The 15,094-nt window shown below is 67.1% G+C and carries 14 protein-coding genes; 4 read left to right on the top strand and 10 right to left on the bottom strand.

The features are described 5' to 3' along the window. The first annotated feature begins 181 nt into the window (after positions 1-181). From bchJ to QZY48_RS13285, 3 genes are all read left to right on the top strand, one after another. Positions 182-817 (top strand): bacteriochlorophyll 4-vinyl reductase, encoded by a 636-nt coding sequence (gene bchJ, locus QZY48_RS13275; RefSeq protein ID WP_295431332.1) that lies wholly within the window; start codon positions 182-184, stop codon positions 815-817. A 235-nt stretch (positions 818-1,052) separates the two neighbouring features. Next, positions 1,053-1,310, top strand: coding sequence for a hypothetical protein (locus QZY48_RS13280; protein WP_295431333.1), 258 nt, complete (start codon positions 1,053-1,055; stop codon positions 1,308-1,310). A gap of 16 nt (positions 1,311-1,326) precedes the next feature. Then, positions 1,327-1,674 carry a DUF433 domain-containing protein gene (locus tag QZY48_RS13285; protein ID WP_295431334.1) on the top strand — a complete coding sequence of 116 codons (348 nt, stop codon included), beginning with the start codon at positions 1,327-1,329 and terminating at the stop codon, positions 1,672-1,674. Positions 1,675-2,042: 368 nt separating this feature from the next. Here QZY48_RS13285 and QZY48_RS13290 read toward each other — a convergent pair whose 3' ends face one another. The 10 genes from QZY48_RS13290 to QZY48_RS13340 all read right to left on the bottom strand — a co-directional run bounded on the left by QZY48_RS13290 (position 2,043) and on the right by QZY48_RS13340 (position 14,376). Then, positions 2,043-2,249, bottom strand: coding sequence for a hypothetical protein (locus tag QZY48_RS13290; RefSeq protein ID WP_295431336.1), 207 nt, complete (start codon positions 2,247-2,249; stop codon positions 2,043-2,045). Positions 2,250-2,300: 51 nt separating this feature from the next. Next, positions 2,301-3,392, bottom strand: a complete 1,092-nt coding sequence (locus tag QZY48_RS13295) for a tyrosine-type recombinase/integrase (RefSeq protein WP_295431338.1) — start codon at positions 3,390-3,392, stop codon at positions 2,301-2,303. A 1,103-nt stretch (positions 3,393-4,495) separates the two neighbouring features. Next, positions 4,496-5,041: a Uma2 family endonuclease gene (locus QZY48_RS13305; RefSeq protein ID WP_295431340.1), complete on the bottom strand. Its 546-nt coding sequence runs from the start codon at positions 5,039-5,041 to the stop codon at positions 4,496-4,498. A gap of 180 nt (positions 5,042-5,221) precedes the next feature. Further along, entirely contained in the window at positions 5,222-6,064 is an 843-nt protein-coding gene (locus QZY48_RS13310) for a Uma2 family endonuclease (RefSeq protein WP_295431342.1), read from the bottom strand. A gap of 142 nt (positions 6,065-6,206) precedes the next feature. Beyond that, positions 6,207-7,415: a type II secretion system F family protein gene (locus QZY48_RS13315; RefSeq protein WP_295431344.1), complete on the bottom strand. Its 1,209-nt coding sequence runs from the start codon at positions 7,413-7,415 to the stop codon at positions 6,207-6,209. 13 nt (positions 7,416-7,428) lie between these two features. Next, a complete protein-coding gene (gene gspE, locus QZY48_RS13320; protein WP_295431346.1) occupies positions 7,429-9,321 on the bottom strand; it encodes a type II secretion system ATPase GspE in 1,893 nt (630 codons plus the stop codon). Further along, the gene (locus tag QZY48_RS13325) at positions 9,321-11,264 is read right to left on the bottom strand and encodes a nucleoside-diphosphate sugar epimerase/dehydratase (protein WP_295431354.1); all 1,944 of its coding nucleotides are present in this window, start codon (positions 11,262-11,264) and stop codon (positions 9,321-9,323) included. The genes gspE and QZY48_RS13325 overlap by 1 nt, the downstream gene beginning before the upstream one ends. Before the next feature lie 13 nt (positions 11,265-11,277). Beyond that, on the bottom strand, positions 11,278-12,315 hold the full coding sequence (locus tag QZY48_RS13330; RefSeq protein WP_295431348.1) for a glycosyl transferase: 1,038 nt from the start codon (positions 12,313-12,315) through the stop codon (positions 11,278-11,280). Positions 12,316-12,375: 60 nt separating this feature from the next. After that, the gene (locus tag QZY48_RS13335; protein WP_295431350.1) at positions 12,376-12,930 is read right to left on the bottom strand and encodes a DJ-1 family glyoxalase III; all 555 of its coding nucleotides are present in this window, start codon (positions 12,928-12,930) and stop codon (positions 12,376-12,378) included. A 36-nt stretch (positions 12,931-12,966) separates the two neighbouring features. Continuing rightward, a complete protein-coding gene (locus QZY48_RS13340) occupies positions 12,967-14,376 on the bottom strand; it encodes a S41 family peptidase (RefSeq protein ID WP_295431352.1) in 1,410 nt (469 codons plus the stop codon). Between the two features lie 288 nt (positions 14,377-14,664). Between QZY48_RS13340 and QZY48_RS13345 the strand changes: the two genes are divergently transcribed. Further along, on the top strand, positions 14,665-14,964 hold the full coding sequence (locus QZY48_RS13345) for a metalloregulator ArsR/SmtB family transcription factor (protein WP_295431356.1): 300 nt from the start codon (positions 14,665-14,667) through the stop codon (positions 14,962-14,964). The last annotated feature ends 130 nt before the right edge of the window (positions 14,965-15,094 follow it).

The following is a 15,094-nucleotide window of genomic DNA, read 5'->3' on the forward strand; positions in this document are numbered from 1 at the left end:
CTGCCCGCAGCACGCAACGCAGCGGTCGCCAGCGAGATCGCGCCGCACTGGGGTGCGGCGCTCCCAGTGGCCGGGATGCTGATCGAGGCCACGATAATCTCGATTACGACAACGACAACGACGCGACGAGCATTTCCTGATTTATTCGTGAACCGTTCCTTACTTTAACCAGGACCAGCCCATGGGCGCCAACGAGCCACACCACCAGACCGCCGGGGGCCCGGACCAACCCGCCCGGATCGGACCCAACGCCATCCTGCGCGTCATCGAGGCCTTGGGCGCCGGCCCGGATGCCGCGGCCACGCCGCGCATCTTCGCGCAGGCCGGACTCGCCCACTACCTTGAAACCCCGCCCACCGAAATGGTGGACGAACGCGAGGTCACCGCGCTGCACCAGGCCCTGCGTGACATTCTCGGCATCAAACAGGCGCGCCAGATCGGCGCCGACGCCGGGCGGCGCACCGGCGACTACCTGCTCGCCAACCGCATCCCCCGCCCGGTGCAACGCCTGCTCAAACTCCTGCCGCGCGCACTCGCCGCCCGGGTCCTGCTCAGGGCCATCGAGAAGAACGCCTGGACCTTCGCCGGCGGCGCCCGCTTCAGCACCCAGTCCGGCCGCCCCACCCGCTTCATCCTCGACGGCTCCCGCGTCTGTCGCGACACCCGCTCCCCGCTGCCCCTGTGCGACTTCTACGGCGCCACCTTCGAGCGCCTCTTCCGGGAACTGGTCGACCCCGAGGTCCGCGTCGTCGAGGTCCAGTGCCAGGCGATGGGCAACCCCACCTGCGTCTTCGAGGTGCGCAGCGACGGCCGGTAGGCCGTCGCTCTGGTTTTTGTCTATGGCTAAGGTCTGCCGCGCGGACCCGGGCGTCGGCCTTGATCAGCGTTCCGGCCGCCGCCCGGCAGTCCGCACCGGAGGTCGAGGCTTTAGCCGGACCAGCGCCGCGGATCTGTGATGTCGGCCGGCTGAAGCCTCGACCTCCTGTCTTCTTGCGGCCGGAACGATAATCGAGACCAGCGCTCCTTCAATCAATCCCCTCAAGGCCATCACCATGAAAACACTTGAGACTGACGTGGAGATCAACCCCGACGGCAGTATCAAATTGCTGTCACCCTTGCCCGCTTGGTTGACACCGGGACGCCGACGCCTCTTGCTCGTGGTAGATGAACCTTTGAGCATGAGTGCCGCCCCACCGGCCCCGGAAACCCTGCTCGATACCTTGAGACGACTGCGAAAACTCGGCACCTTCAGCAAGATCGATGATCCCGTCGCCTGGCAACGAAAAATACGACGAGACCGCCCACTCTGACGCTGGAAACACCACCATGCAACTTGCCCTGAAAAGTGAACTCCCGCCCTTACAGGAAGACGCCCACGGCGTCATCCGCATCGGTCAGACCCGGGCCACCTTAGAGAGCGTCATCGGCCTCTTCGAGCAGGGCGCATCGGCAGAAGAAATCGCCCTGCGCTTCGATGTCTTAGACCTCCACACCGTCTACGCAACCCTGACCTACTACCTCAGCCATCGGCAAGAGGTACAGGATTACATGCACCGTCAGCGCCAGTCCTCCGCCCGCGCCCGGCATGAAGCGGCACTGCGATCACCGCCGGATCAGGTACGTGCCCGCATCGCGCAACGGGAGAAAACGACCGATGTTGCGCCTGCTCGCTGACGAAAACCTGGACATCCAATGCCTTGATACACCAGATCTCGACGGACAAGTCCTGTATCTACCGTTTTGACTCCGACTCGAAAGGGCACCCCGGCGTACCAGGCGGGACGGGGTATTCACCCCGTCCCCAACGTTTAAGGTGCCACCGTCAAAAGCCAGGGCAGTAAGTAATCCCGAAAGTTCCCCTCCGGCTTAAGCGTATGACGCCGAACGACCCCTCGATCCGTTAGCCACTTACCCTATCGTTCGCGGCGCCGACACCACGATGATTTCGTTCAGTTGGTTGACGACCTCATTACGAGTCAGAATCATCACCGGCCGCCGCTTATCCGGGGGCCGGAAGCTGTACCAACGGATCTCCCCGCGCCTCACCCGAAGTTCTCCCAGCGCTGCGCGTCCCAGGCCAGCGGCTCCTCATCAGTCGCAAACTCATCGCGGGCGGGCGGCACCGACCGATACACAGCAGCATCCGCACCCGGCCGCGCGGTAATCAGCCGCAGCAGACGCCCGCGCTCGCGCGGCGTCAGGCACGCGACGATCGGAAGAATATCTTCAGCGGTCAGCGCTTTGGACATCATTGAAGTTCAGCATCCCGCGGCCGTCCCGCGCGCGCCCAGCCCCCGCCCCTACCACGCATCCACCGGACTACGCACCGGCACCACCCCCGGCCGATTGAGCACATGGGTATAGATCATCGTCGTCGACACGTCCGCATGTCCCAGCAGTTCCTGCACCGTGCGGATATCGTAGCCCGCCTCCAGCAGATGGGTCGCGAACGAATGCCGCAACGCATGGCTGTTGACCCGCTTCGGCAGGGGAACGATCCGATCCTTCCCGCCCTTACCGTTGCGCACCACGATCGAGCGATTCCCAAAGTCCACATCCGCCGCCCGCAGGCGCACGCACTCCATCAACCGCATCCCGGTCCCGTACATCAGGCGCGCCATGTGACCGAAGGTCCCGTCCATCGCCTCGCACAACCGCCGCACCTCCTCCCGCGTCAACACCACCGGCAACCGCTGCTGCCGCCTGGGCCGGGAGAACCGGACGTCCTCCAAGGGCCGCTCCAATACCTGCTTGAACAGGAAGGCCACCGCGCTATAGGCCAGGCCCTGCGTCTTGGCCGACACCGAACGGTCCACCGCCAGATGCGTCAGGAACCGCTGCACGTCCTCCACCCCGAGGGTCTCGGTCGGCTCATCCCGGCAGAACATCAGGAACCGGTGACACCAATCCACATAGGCCTGCTCGGTCCGGATCGAATACTGCATCGCCCGGATCGTCCGCGCCAGGGTCTCCAGGAGCGGGAAGGCCACCGCCGCGCCGGCGAACCGCGGCCCCGCCCCCGGCGCCTGCGACTTCCCAAGGGTCGGATGGTCCGGCGCCAACGTCTTGCCGCCGGCCTTCCACCAGTCCCAATCGATACCCTTTCCGACCGGGGCTTGACTTAGATCCACTAACAGCAATTGCAAAGCGTCGACCGTTTGGCGAAACTGCCAGTCAGCGAGTTGCCCTTGGCTCGACACCTCTTGGAGGTAGCCCACCTGCTCGGCCGTCAGCCGGGACAGGGACTCCGGCCGCAACGCCTTCAGGAACGCCTCGACCCGGCGCACGTACCAGGGGCGCATCTTCTCCGGCACGCCGCGCTGGATCAGGAGATCCAGGTAGCGGTCCCAGTTGGAGGGGGTGCCGTCTTGGCGGCGGGGGGTGGTAACCATGGGTCGGGCACCGGGATGCTTGGGTACTAGACTGGATTCAGTCGAGTACACTAGTACCTCGCGATGGAGTCGCTCGGACCACTTCCGACTAGGCTGCCAGCGTCTTGCCCTGGTATGTCCAGCGGAAAGGCTTGGCCATCGTCTCATTGAAGTAGTCGATGAATTTGTTGATCTTATAAAACGCGCGAAATCGTCTTCGGTTCGCTTCTGGCCGAGTTGCCGAGTCACCTTGCCGGTCGCGACGTTGAACCCGGCAATCAGGGTATGGGTGCCGTGGCGCTTATACTCGAACTCGCGGCGCTCGACCCGCCCCGCGGTCATCGGCTGCGTCGGCGCTATACGCTCAAGTGCCTGTATTCCTTTCATTTCGTCAATAGAGATTGTCTTGATTCCCGCGGCCTCCCGCTCCGGCGCCAGACGGTACGTCTCGCAGATTCGGTCCTGCCAAGAAAGTTTACGAAATATGCAGATGTGGGAAAAGGCGTGGGAAAAGGGGCCGCGTGGGAAAAGGGGCCGGGCTCAAATTGGTTAAACGTCGCCTGTTCCCCGATTCGTCCGCCGATTCCCCATAGTGCACTGGAACAAGACAGAGAACCACTATTGAAGTCGGCGATCAGCCGCCGCGCACTGGATCGCGGCAGATGGAGATGACCCTCAACTCGGTGAGCTGCACCACCGGCTTCGATGGTTCTCAAGCGTCACCAGTTCGTCGACCGCTGCGGTAATAGCTGCACTAACCTGCAATGCGTCGACCGGAGTCAAATCGTACTTTGTCGCTAGTGCAATTGCCTGCCAAGTCAACGCCGGAGCGGACGCAACGGACTCGGCTGCGGCATCGAAATAGCCTGCGAGAAAATTGATCTCCGGGTCGTTATGGTAAAAGCTCGGATTTGGCAGGGTCTCGAGCCGCAGGTAATCGCTGACAATGAAGGTCCGGTCAGGATCACCCAGGATTGCGAGTGCGTTGCAGCAAATGATTCGATGTGACTCGAGCCGTGACGGAAATTGCTGTCATGTCAGGACCCCATTGTGTTCTTGTGTGGGCACGGTGTTCTCCGCCGAGGTCAGTAGGCGCGGGCGGGCCTGTTGCGCCGCTCGCCGACTCACTCGCCCAAGAGATACGCCAGGTCCAACTCGATCTCATCGAAGGGCGGGATACGCGCCCGCACGGGCTCGGAAAGGGTCGCGATGACCCGATAGTGTTCACCGTCGAGCCGATAGGCGACAAGCGTGCGGTCCTCGGGCCAGATGAGCCAGTAGAAGGGCACACGATGGCGTTGCAGGAGCAGAAAAATCGTCAGGGTGTCCTTGCGCTCGTGCCCGGGGGAGAGGATCTCGCACACCCAGTCGGGCGTCAGCTCGATGACACCGTGCGGGCGCTCGGGCATACGCTCCTTGCGCCAGCCGGCCAGGTCATGACAGGGACACTGATGGAGCTCATAGTTGACGCTGACCTCGGTGATGATCCACCAACCGCCGGGGCCGGACTTGCGGCTGAAGGGGCCGAGTTCTTCTCTGGCATTGCCTTGCACGACACCGTGCTCGGCCCGCGCCATGGGTCGGCGGACGATCTCGCCGCCGATCAACTCGACGCGCTCCTCAGGGCTCTCCAGCAGGTCGGCGATGGTACTGAGTTTATAGGCTTCCATCCGCTGCACCCTCGTGGTCGATGGCTAGGTATCACTCATGCTAAGCCACCCCGGGCGGCCTGTCGACCGCCAACCCCCTGCCAGGTGCGATCTGCACCGATGTGGTCGCGCGAACGCCGTAGGGTGGACAGAGCACAGCGATGGCCATCCGGATACCGCGGCGGCGGATGATGGGCATCGCTACGCTCGGCCCATCCTACACGCTGTGTCGAGGCCCTGTCGGACCACGAACGCCGCGGGATCGAGCGGGACACCCTGACCAAGAAGGCCGAATACGCGGCCCGGGGCGTTCCCGAGTACTACATCCTGCACCGCGACCCGGCGCGCCAGGCCTTCCTGACCCGCACCCCCGCCGGGTTCTATGTGCCCCTCGCCGTCCAGCCAGCGCAGCCAGCGTCCGGTGCAGCCGGCGTAGGCACCCTCCCAGACCCCGAGTCCGATCCCGGCCTCGGGGAGCCAGAGCCGGCCCTCCTGGAGCAGGATCGGGCGATAGCTGGCGGAGACCCGGCCGAAGGCCTGGAGGCGGCCGGTGTAGCGGCTGTAGAGAATGTAATAGGGGATCTTGAGGATGCGCTCGTAGACGGCCCACTTGCCCGGGGTTTTGTCTAGGTCCGACAGGCGCCGGCCGAGGTCCTCATCCTCGGTCCCGGGGGACAGGAGCTCGACCACCACGTAGGGAACCAGCTCCTCCTGCCACACGACATAGCTCAGGCGCAGTTCCTCCTGGCGGGTCGCGGGCGGTTTGCCGAGCACCGCGAGCCAGTCCGGACGCTTGTGCCAGAGGGGGTGGTGCGGGTCGTAGTAGAGGTTGATGTCTGTCCCGATGAAGACCTGATCCGGCTCGCAGGCGGCGAGCCTGAAGGTCTCCCGCAGGAGTTGCGGCTGGAAGATGTGGAATTCGTCGGGCACGCCGGGTTCCTCCGGGTCCTCGCTCGGCAGGTCGTACTGGGTCGGCAGGGCCTCCTTCGGCGGCAGCCCGTCCATCCGGAACGCGGTGCCCTCGACCGGGCTCGCAAGCGCCATGGCAGGTCTCCAGGGTTCGGAACTGGCTGAATCATAGGCCGGAAACCGGGGCGGGCGCCAGTGCGGCCGGGCCGGGCTCCGGTGCGGTGAGGGCCCGGATCATCATTGCGGCCAAGGGGCGACGCGGAGCGGCGCTACGGCCTCACCCCACCAACTCATTCGCCCCCAAAATCGCCATCAGAATCGAGATGATGATGCCGGCGACCACCACGCCCAGGCCGATGATGAGCACCGGCTCCAGGAGCGTCAGCATGGACTGCACGCTGTTGCGGGTCTCCCGGTCATAGATGTTGGCGACCTTGGCGAGCATGGCGTCGAGTGCGCCGGATTCCTCGCCGACGCGGATCATCTGCAGCGCGAGATCCGGCAGGGCCTTGAGGCGGACCAGGGGGCCGGCGAGGCCGCGGCCGTGTTTGAGGTCCTCACCCGCCTCGTCCAGGAGATGGGAGATCTTGCGGTTGCTGACCACCTCCTTGGCCAGCGTCAGGGCGCTCAAGAGCGGCAGGCCGTTCTTGAGCAGGGTGGCGAGGGTGTGGGCGAGGCGCGCGGTTTCCATCTTCCAGATCAGGTCGCCGAAGAGCGGCAGGCCGAGGATGCGGTGGTCCAGGCGGTCGCGGACCTGCTCGTCCTGCATCCAGCGCTCCAGGACCAGGGCGATCAGGGCCACGGCGGCGAGCATGGCCCACCAGTAGTTGCGGAAGAGGTCGCCGGCGCCCACGACGATCCGGGTCGACAGCGGCAGGGCCGCGCCCATGTCCTCGAACAGGGCGGTGAACTGGGGCACCACGAAGACCAGCAGCAGGATCACCGAGGTGAAGGCGACAAAGAGCAGGATCGAGGGGTAGACCAGGGCGGAGGTGACGGTCTGGCGCAGCTCCGCGGTCCGCTCCAGATAGTCGGCCAGGCGATCCAGGACCTGATCCAGGGCGCCGCCGGCCTCACCTGCCTTGACCATGTTGATATAGAGGCGCGGGAACTGGCCCTCTTGGGCCTCCAGGGCGCTGGAGAAGGTGGCGCCGCCGCGCACCCGGTCTTGCAGGTCGGACAGGACCCGCACCAGGTGGCCCTCCGGGGTCAGTTCGATCAAGACCTGCAGCGAGCGGTCCAAGGTCAGACCGGCCTCGATCAGGGTGGCGAGCTCCCGGGTCAGGATGCCGATCTCTTTCTGGTTCAGGCGGCGGCGTCGGGTGCGGCCCAGGCGCGCGCGCAGGCCACCGGCGGAGCGGGTTTCCAGCGGCAGCAGGCCTTGGGCCTGGAGGGCGCTGATGACGGCGTGTTCGTCGGCCGCCTCCAACTCGCCCTCTACCGCCTCGCCGTCGAGCTTGACGGCCTTGTAGAAGTATTTCGGCATGATTGATCCGTTACTAATCGTCTTCGGCCACCCGCAAGACCTCCTCCACCGTCGTGCGCCCGTCCATGGCCTTGCGCAGGCCGTCCTCGTACATCGTGGCCATCCCTTCGTCCATGGCTACGCGCTGGATCGCGGAGGCGGTGGCGTGGCTCAGCACCAGCTTGCGGATGGGGTCGGTCATCAGCAGGACCTCGGAGATGACCAGCCGGCCGCGATAGCCGCTGCCGTTGCACAGTTCGCAGCCGCCGGGGCGATAGAGCCTGATGGGGCCGGGACCCTGCGGCTGGAAGCGGGTGAAGCGGGCGGCCAGTTCGGGCAGCGCGTCGTAGGGCTCACGGCAGTGGGGACAGAGGCTGCGCACCAGGCGCTGGCCCAGGATGCCGTTGATGGTGGAGGTCAGGAGATAGTCCTCGACCCCCATGTCCAAGAGGCGCGTCACGCCGCTCGCGGCGTCGTTGGTGTGCAGGGTGGACAGGACCACATGGCCGGTGAGGGCGGATTGCACGGCGATGCGGGCGGTCTCCAGGTCGCGCATCTCACCGACCATGATGATGTCCGGGTCCTGGCGCACGATGGCGCGCAGGGCCCCGGCGAAGGTCATGCCGATGGCGGACTTGACCTGGATCTGGTTGATGCCGGGGAGTTGGTACTCCACCGGGTCCTCAACCGTGATGATCTTGCGCTCCTGGGTGTTGAGCCGGGACAGCGCGGTGTAGAGGGTGGTGCTCTTGCCGGAGCCGGTGGGGCCCGTGACCAGCAGGATACCGTAGGGCTGCTCCAGGATCTCGATCAGGCGTTGGCGCGGGGAGCCGTCGAAGCCCAGGGCGTCGAAGTCGAAACGCACGCTCTCCTTATCCAGCAAGCGCATGACCACGCTCTCACCGAACATGGTCGGCACAGTGGAGACGCGCAGGTCCAACTCCCGGCCCTGGACGCGCACCGGGATGCGCCCGTCCTGGGGCAGGCGGCGCTCGGCGATATTGAGCTTGGCCATGATCTTGACGCGCGAGATCACCGCCGCGGTGGAGCGCACCGGGGGGGCGTCGACCTCCTTTAGGATGCCGTCGATGCGATAGCGGACCTTGAGCTCATCGGCGAAGGGCTCGATGTGGATGTCGGAGGCGCGCGACTCCACAGCCTTCTGAATCAGATGGTTGACCATGCGGATCACCGGGGCCTCGCTGGCCAGGTCCTTCAGGTGCTCGATGTCCTCGTCGTCGAAGTCGCCGTAGTCGGCCTCGGCGTCCGGATCGGGCTCCGCCTGCTTCTCGTAGAGCCGGGCGAGCGCGAGCTCGATCTCGGAGGGCAGGCCGATGACCCCCTCCACCCGCTTGCCGGCCGCCATGGCGACCGCGGCCAGCACATAGGGGTCCACGGCGTCCGCCACGGCGACGCGCAAGTGCTCGTCGTCCTCGGCGATGGGCAGCACCCGGGCGTCTTTTAAGAAGCGCAGGCTGAAGACGCCCTCGGCGACGGGTTCGGAGGGGAACTGCGAGGAGTCGGCCAGGGGCAGGCCCAGGACCTCGCTCGCGGCCTGGGCCATGTCCCGCTCCGAGACCAGGCCCAGGCGCACCAGCATCCGCAGCAGGGGCTCGCCGCCGTCGTCGGCCAGGCGCCGTGCGCGCGCCAGGTCGCCGGGGGTGAGCTTGCCGCGCCCGTGCAGGGCCGCCACGATCCGGGCCTCCGGCGGGCGTTCGGCCGCGCCCGGATGGTCGGCCAGGTCCTTGGTTTCATCGGCGCTCGCATCAGGGCCCGCATCGAGGGTCGCGGCGGGGGGCGCCGCGGCGCCCGACGGTCCGTCGAATGGCGGCGGGTCCAACTCAACTGGGTCCGGCAAGCCGGGGTCCCGATCATCGCGGGTGCCGGCGATGGCCGGGAAGTCCTCGAACAGGGTCTCGTCGCGCATCAGGGGGCTCCCTCGACACTGTGTACGGCGGCCGGCGCCACCGCTGCTTCGAGGCGCGGCGCGACGCTTGCCGCGGCGTCCGATTCATCGCGCCAATCCGGGATCAGGCGCCGCAGCAGGTCTCGTAACTGCGCGGGCGGGCGGTCCTCGCAGGCGCGGCGCAGTTCGGCCAGCCAGTCGCCACCGACCCCGAGACGGTCGGCGAGCACGGCATGGACACCCCGGGCGACGCGGATCTTGGGGTGGCTGGTGGGGATCAGGTCCTCGGAGGCGTAGAACAGTTCCTCGAAGAGCTTCTCCCCGGGACGCAACCCCACGTACTGGATCGGGACCTCCCGGCCGGGCTCGCGCCCGGAGAGCCGGATCATCTGCTCAGCCAGATAACGGATCTTCACCGGCTCGCCCATGTCGAGCACGAAGACCTCGCCGCCGTCGCCGATCACCGCCGCCTGCATGATCAACTGGCAGGCCTCGGGGATGGTCATGAAGAAGCGTTCGATCTCCGGGTGGGTCACGGTCACCGGACCGCCGCGTTCGATCTGGCGCCGGAACAGCGGCACCACGCTGCCCGCGGACCCCAAAACGTTGCCGAAGCGCACGGTGATGAAGCGGGTCCCGACCCCGCGCGTGCCGCGTTGGCGGTCAAGCGTCTGACACAGGGCCTCGGCGGCGCGCTTGGTCGCCCCCATGACGTTGGCCGGATTGACCGCCTTGTCGGTGGAGATCAGGACGAAGCGCTCGCAACCCCAGGCACAGGCGGCCTCGGCGACCACCGAGGTGCCGATGACGTTGTTGCGCACCGCCGCCCGCAACTGGTCCTCCAACATCGGCACATGCTTGTAGGCCGCGGCGTGGAAGACAATGTGGGGAAGCTGCGCCTGGAACAGGCTGGTGACGGCCGCCGTATCGGTCACGTCGAGCAGATAGCGCGAGAAGTCGAGTCCCGGGTGGCCCTCGCGCAGTTCCAGCTCGATCTGGTACAGATTGAACTCGCCGTGGTCCACGAGGATCAGGCGCGCGGGCCCCGCGCCGGCGATCTGGCGCACCAGTTCGGAACCGATCGAGCCCCCGGCCCCCGTCACCAGGATCGCCCGCCCGGCGAGACCGGCGCGGATGCCCTCCCAGTCCAGCGTGATGGGGTCGCGCCCGAGCAGGTCCTCGATGGAGACCGGGCGCAGTTGGCTGATGCTCACCTGACCGGTCATCAGATTGCCGAGTTGGGGCACGGTCCGAAAGGGCTTGCCAGCCTGTTCGCAGAGCCCCACCAGGGCCTGCATCTCCCGCGCCCCGGCGGTCGGGACCGCGAGCAGCACCAGGTCGATGTCGCGCGCGGCAACCAGGCGCGGGATATCGGCGCTCCCGCCCAGGATCGGCACGCCGTGGACCGCGCCGCCCTGGCGCCGCGGCTTGTCGTCGACGAAACCGGCAGGAAAATAGGCGTGCGCGGGGTCGCGCAGGATGTCGCGGGCGAGATTCTCCCCGGCCCGATTGGCACCCACGATCAGCACCCGCTGGCCTGAGCGCAGATTGAGCCGGTGGTCCTTGAACCAGCGGTAGAAGAGGCGCGGACCGGAGAGCAGGACGACCTGGAGCCCGAAGAACAGCACCGGCACCGAGCGCGGGATCAGATAGGAGCGGTTGATCACGAAGAGGGCCACCAGCACCAGGGCCGTGCCGGCCAGGGCGGCATTGGTGATCCGCACCAGGTCCGGCAGCGAGGCGAAACGCCAGACCCCGCGATAGAGGCCCAGCACCCAATAGACCGACCCCTGGATCAGGATGACCCAGGGCAGGGCGGCCAACGCCCCCTGGAGAAAGTCGGGCGGGATGGTCCCCAGGTTGAAGCGCAGCCAATAGGCGAGAAACCAGGCAAGGGGCACCATCAGCAGGTCATGCACCATGGCCGCGGTCCGGGAGCGCAGGCGGTCGAACAGCGGACGCATCCTCACTTCATCCTCACTGTGGGGACCCCTGGCGCTCGGCCAGGCGCACGCGCAGGTGGATCAGTGCGTAGATGATCGCCCAGGCCAGCAACAGTTGCCATTGCTGCGGCGGCGCCAACCCCGGCGCCGCGACCGCGCCGGCGGCAACGGCCGCCATCAGGGCGTAGGCGCGCAGTACCGTCGTGCGGTGGCCCCAGCCGGCGAGCACCAGGCGCTGGTAGTGGTGGCTGCGGTGGGCCTCCCAGACCCGCTCGCCGCGGGCGAGGCGCCGGGCCAGGGTCCAGGTGGCATCGACGATGAAGGGGGAAAAGGCGAGCCAGGCGACCCACAGTGGAAAGAGCCGCGCGGAAGCACCCCAGAGCGAAAACCCCGCGGCCAGCAGGCCAAGGGTGGAGGAGCCCAGATCCCCCAGGAAGATCCGGGCCGGGGGGAAGTTGCTGAGGAGGAAACCCGCCGCGGCGGCAACCACGGCGGCCGCGGCCAGGGCGAAGGCCGGATCACCGGCGCGCCAACCCAGGACGGCAAGGGCGCCGAAGCCGAACAGGGCCATACCGCCGGCAAAGCCGTCCATCCCGTCCATGAAGTTGTACAGATTCACCATCCAGACCACGTACAGCACCGAGAGCAGGCCGCCGAGCGCCGCCGGCAAGGGCCAGTCGAGTCCGGGCAGGGTCAGGGAGTCCCAGGCGCACCCGCCCGCCAGCAGGATCAGGGCCGCACCGACATGGACCGCGAGCCGCAGCCGCCGCGACACATGGCCGAAGTCGTCGAACAGTGACACTACCGCGACCGGGAGCGCGGCCGCGGCGATCCACCAGAGCGCGGGCGGGACCGCCCCGCCGCCCCAGCCCAGGGCCAGCGCCGCCAGCAGGCCGAGGAGGACCGCCAGACCGCCGCTGCGCGGGACCGGGACCTGGTGCAGGGAACGCGCGTTGGGGTGGTCAAGCAGGGCACCGGTCCCGGGCGGACGGCCCGCCAGCCAGCGCGCCGCGACCGCGCTCAGGAACAAGGCGACGGGGAGCACGGCCAGCCCCGGCAGGTCCAGGGTCATGAGGGTGGGCTCATGTTGCGCATGACTCACCGGGCGCTACGCGCGCTGGGACTGGCGGCATCATGGGGCGCGCACTAGCTGCGACTCGACGTCCCGGCGGCAGCCCTCACCCATCAGCAGTTCGATCAGGCACAGGGCGAAGTCCATGGCGGTACCCGGGCCGCGCGACGTCACGATCGACCCGTCGACCACCACCGGGTCAGCGACCAGGGTCAACTGGGGAAAATCGGCGACGGTGAGGCTCCCGGGGTAGGCCGTCGCCCGCTTGCCGTCGAGCAGACCCGCCACGGCCAGGACCTTGGGGGCGGCACAGATGGCCGCGACGAGGCGCCCGGCGGCAGCCTGGCGCTGGAGCAGGGCCAGGACCCGCGGGTCCTCTTCGAGGTGGCGGGCGCCCGGCAGGCCGCCGGGCAACACCACCAGGTCGAAGGTCTGCCTCTGCTCGACCTCCAGGGTACTGTCGGGCACCAGCACGGTACCGCGGCTGGCGGTCACCGCGCCATCCGCAAGCCCGGCGGTCACCACCTCGATGGCGGCGCGCCGCAGCAGGTCGATGACTGTGACCGCCTCCAGTTCCTCGCAACCCTGGGCGAGTAGAATCAATGCCTTTGGCATGGGAAAGCTCCTGTCGTCAAACCGGTCGGGGAGTGGTCAGCGGGCACTGCCGTCGCCCTTGGCGCGGCCCAGGATCGTCAAGCCCTTGAGCACGTTCAGGGCCTCGGCAAGCTGGAGGTCTTCGGCCGCCAGGGTCTTTTTCTTGTCGTCGGCCTTCGCCTCGTCGGGCGCCGGCGGGGAGTCGAGGTGGCGCCGCAGGTCCGACTCCTTCACCGACCCGACCTCCGGCTCCTCTCTGGGTTTGAATTCCCCGCGCTCCAGCACGACATCCGGGGCTATACCCTGGGCCTGGATGGAGCGCCCGGAGGGCGTGTAATAGCGTGCGGTGGTCAGCTTGAGCGCGGTGGTATCGTCGATCGGGACGATGGTCTGGACGGACCCCTTGCCGAAGGTCTGGGTCCCCATGATCAGGGCCCGCTTGTGGTCCTGCAGTGCGCCGGCCACGATCTCCGAGGCCGAGGCGCTGCCCCCGTTGACCAGCACCACCAGGGGGGCGCCGCCGAGCACGTCGTCCGGGCCGGCCTTGAACTGGAGCTTGGAGTCCGGCTGCCGACCCTGGGTATACACGATCAACCCGTCGGTGATAAAGGCGTCGCTCACCCCCACCGCCGCGTTCAGCACCCCCCCGGGGTTGTTGCGAAGGTCCAGGATCAGGCCCTTGATCTCGCCCTTGTTTTCCTTCTTCAAGGCCTCGATCGCGGTGCGCATGTCCTCGGTGGTACGCGCCTGGAACTGGCTCAGGCGCAGATAGCCGAAGCCCGGTTCCAGGGTGCGGCTCTTGACGCTCGCCACATGGATGATGTCGCGCTGCACCTTCACCTCCAGGGATCGGCCCTCGCTGCCGCGCATGATGGTGAGGCGGATCTCGGTGCCTGGCTTGCCGCGCATCAGGTTGACCGCCTCGTTGAGGGCGAGACCCTTGACCGGCTTGTCATCGATGCGGGTGATCAGGTCCCCGGCCTGGAGCCCGGCGCGCTGGGCCGGGGTGTCGTCGATCGGGGAGATGATCTTTACGAACCCGTCGTCGATCCCGACCTCGATGCCGAGGCCGCCGAACTCGCCGGTGGTACCCACCTGGATCTCCCGGTACTCGTCCTTGTCCAGGTAGGACGAGTGCGGATCGAGCCCCGAGAGCATACCGCGGATGGCGCTCTCCAGCAGGGTTTTGTCCTTCACGCCCTCGACATAATCGGCCTTGATGCGCTCGTAGACCTCGGCGAAGGTGCGCAGGTCGTCGAGGGGCAAGGCGTCGGCCGACGCGGGGGCGGGGGTGGGTTCAGCCACGGGGGCGGGCACCTCCGCTGGGGCGGGTGCGACCACTGGTGCGGGCACCGCCGCGGGGGCAGCACCCGCCGGCGGCTCCGCCAGGGCGGCGCCCACGCAGGCCGTGGCCGCGCCGACGATGCCGATCCAGGTCAGGAGTCTGTGATAGATGGGTGTGGGCATAGTCTTGCGGGTCTGGATACCGGGTGAAGGGGGTGTGGCACGGGGTTAGCGGCCAGGATGCCGAGCATTCTAAATGGGTGCGGGGGGCCGCGGGGCCTAGACCGGCCGCAAGTATAGTCCGAGCCCGCGGGCGGCGCGGGCGGCGCCCGCATCCCGGCACTTCGCAAGGACCGAAAAAAAGCTTATTATCGTATTGTGAAAAATTTATCCAGCACGCACGCGACGGTCAGCCCCGTGAGTCAAGCGCCTCAACCGGTGTTGAACGACCCCGGTGAAGGACCCGACGCGATGAGTCTCTTCGCGGACGACGAGGACATCGAGCGCGCCTCCCGCTCGCTCAAGGCCATGTCCCACCCACTGCGCCTGAAGATCCTCTGCACCCTGGGTGAGCAGGAGGTCAGCGTCCAGGACATCGTCGACCACGTCGGCACCTCCCAGAGCAACATCTCCCAGCACCTTGCGATCCTGCGCGACAAGGGCATCCTGGCGTCGCGCAAGGACGCCAACCGGGTCTTCTACCGGGTGGGCGACGCCCGCACGCTGCGCCTCATCGGCATGATGCGTGAGGTGTTCTGCCAGCACGCCTGAAACGGCTGGCCGGCGTCGGCGATGCGGCGCGGGGTGCGATCAGAACTGATGTGGTGACCGAGATCCCGGGTACGCTGTCCTGGTCGTTGTCGTTGTCGTTGTCGTGATCGGATTGTTCGATTACGACAAC

The sequence above is a fragment of the uncultured Thiodictyon sp. genome (assembly GCF_903828115.1).
Taxonomy (GTDB): Bacteria; Pseudomonadota; Gammaproteobacteria; order Chromatiales; family Chromatiaceae; genus Thiodictyon.

Bases quoted from the DNA above. Each gene is read 5' to 3' on its own strand.
- bchJ (WP_295431332.1), top strand. From the start codon at position 182: ATGGGCGCCAACGAGCCACACCACCAGACCGCCGGGGGCCCGGACCAA.
- QZY48_RS13280 (WP_295431333.1), top strand. From the start codon at position 1,053: ATGAAAACACTTGAGACTGACGTGGAGATCAACCCCGACGGCAGTATC.
- QZY48_RS13285 (WP_295431334.1), top strand. From the start codon at position 1,327: ATGCAACTTGCCCTGAAAAGTGAACTCCCGCCCTTACAGGAAGACGCC.
- QZY48_RS13290 (WP_295431336.1), bottom strand. From the start codon at position 2,249: ATGTCCAAAGCGCTGACCGCTGAAGATATTCTTCCGATCGTCGCGTGC.
- QZY48_RS13295 (WP_295431338.1), bottom strand. From the start codon at position 3,392: ATGGTTACCACCCCCCGCCGCCAAGACGGCACCCCCTCCAACTGGGAC.
- QZY48_RS13305 (WP_295431340.1), bottom strand. From the start codon at position 5,041: ATGGAAGCCTATAAACTCAGTACCATCGCCGACCTGCTGGAGAGCCCT.
- QZY48_RS13310 (WP_295431342.1), bottom strand. From the start codon at position 6,064: ATGGCGCTTGCGAGCCCGGTCGAGGGCACCGCGTTCCGGATGGACGGG.
- QZY48_RS13315 (WP_295431344.1), bottom strand. From the start codon at position 7,415: ATGCCGAAATACTTCTACAAGGCCGTCAAGCTCGACGGCGAGGCGGTA.
- gspE (WP_295431346.1), bottom strand. From the start codon at position 9,321: ATGCGCGACGAGACCCTGTTCGAGGACTTCCCGGCCATCGCCGGCACC.
- QZY48_RS13325 (WP_295431354.1), bottom strand. From the start codon at position 11,264: ATGCGTCCGCTGTTCGACCGCCTGCGCTCCCGGACCGCGGCCATGGTG.
- QZY48_RS13330 (WP_295431348.1), bottom strand. From the start codon at position 12,315: ATGACCCTGGACCTGCCGGGGCTGGCCGTGCTCCCCGTCGCCTTGTTC.
- QZY48_RS13335 (WP_295431350.1), bottom strand. From the start codon at position 12,930: ATGCCAAAGGCATTGATTCTACTCGCCCAGGGTTGCGAGGAACTGGAG.
- QZY48_RS13340 (WP_295431352.1), bottom strand. From the start codon at position 14,376: ATGCCCACACCCATCTATCACAGACTCCTGACCTGGATCGGCATCGTC.
- QZY48_RS13345 (WP_295431356.1), top strand. From the start codon at position 14,665: ATGAGTCTCTTCGCGGACGACGAGGACATCGAGCGCGCCTCCCGCTCG.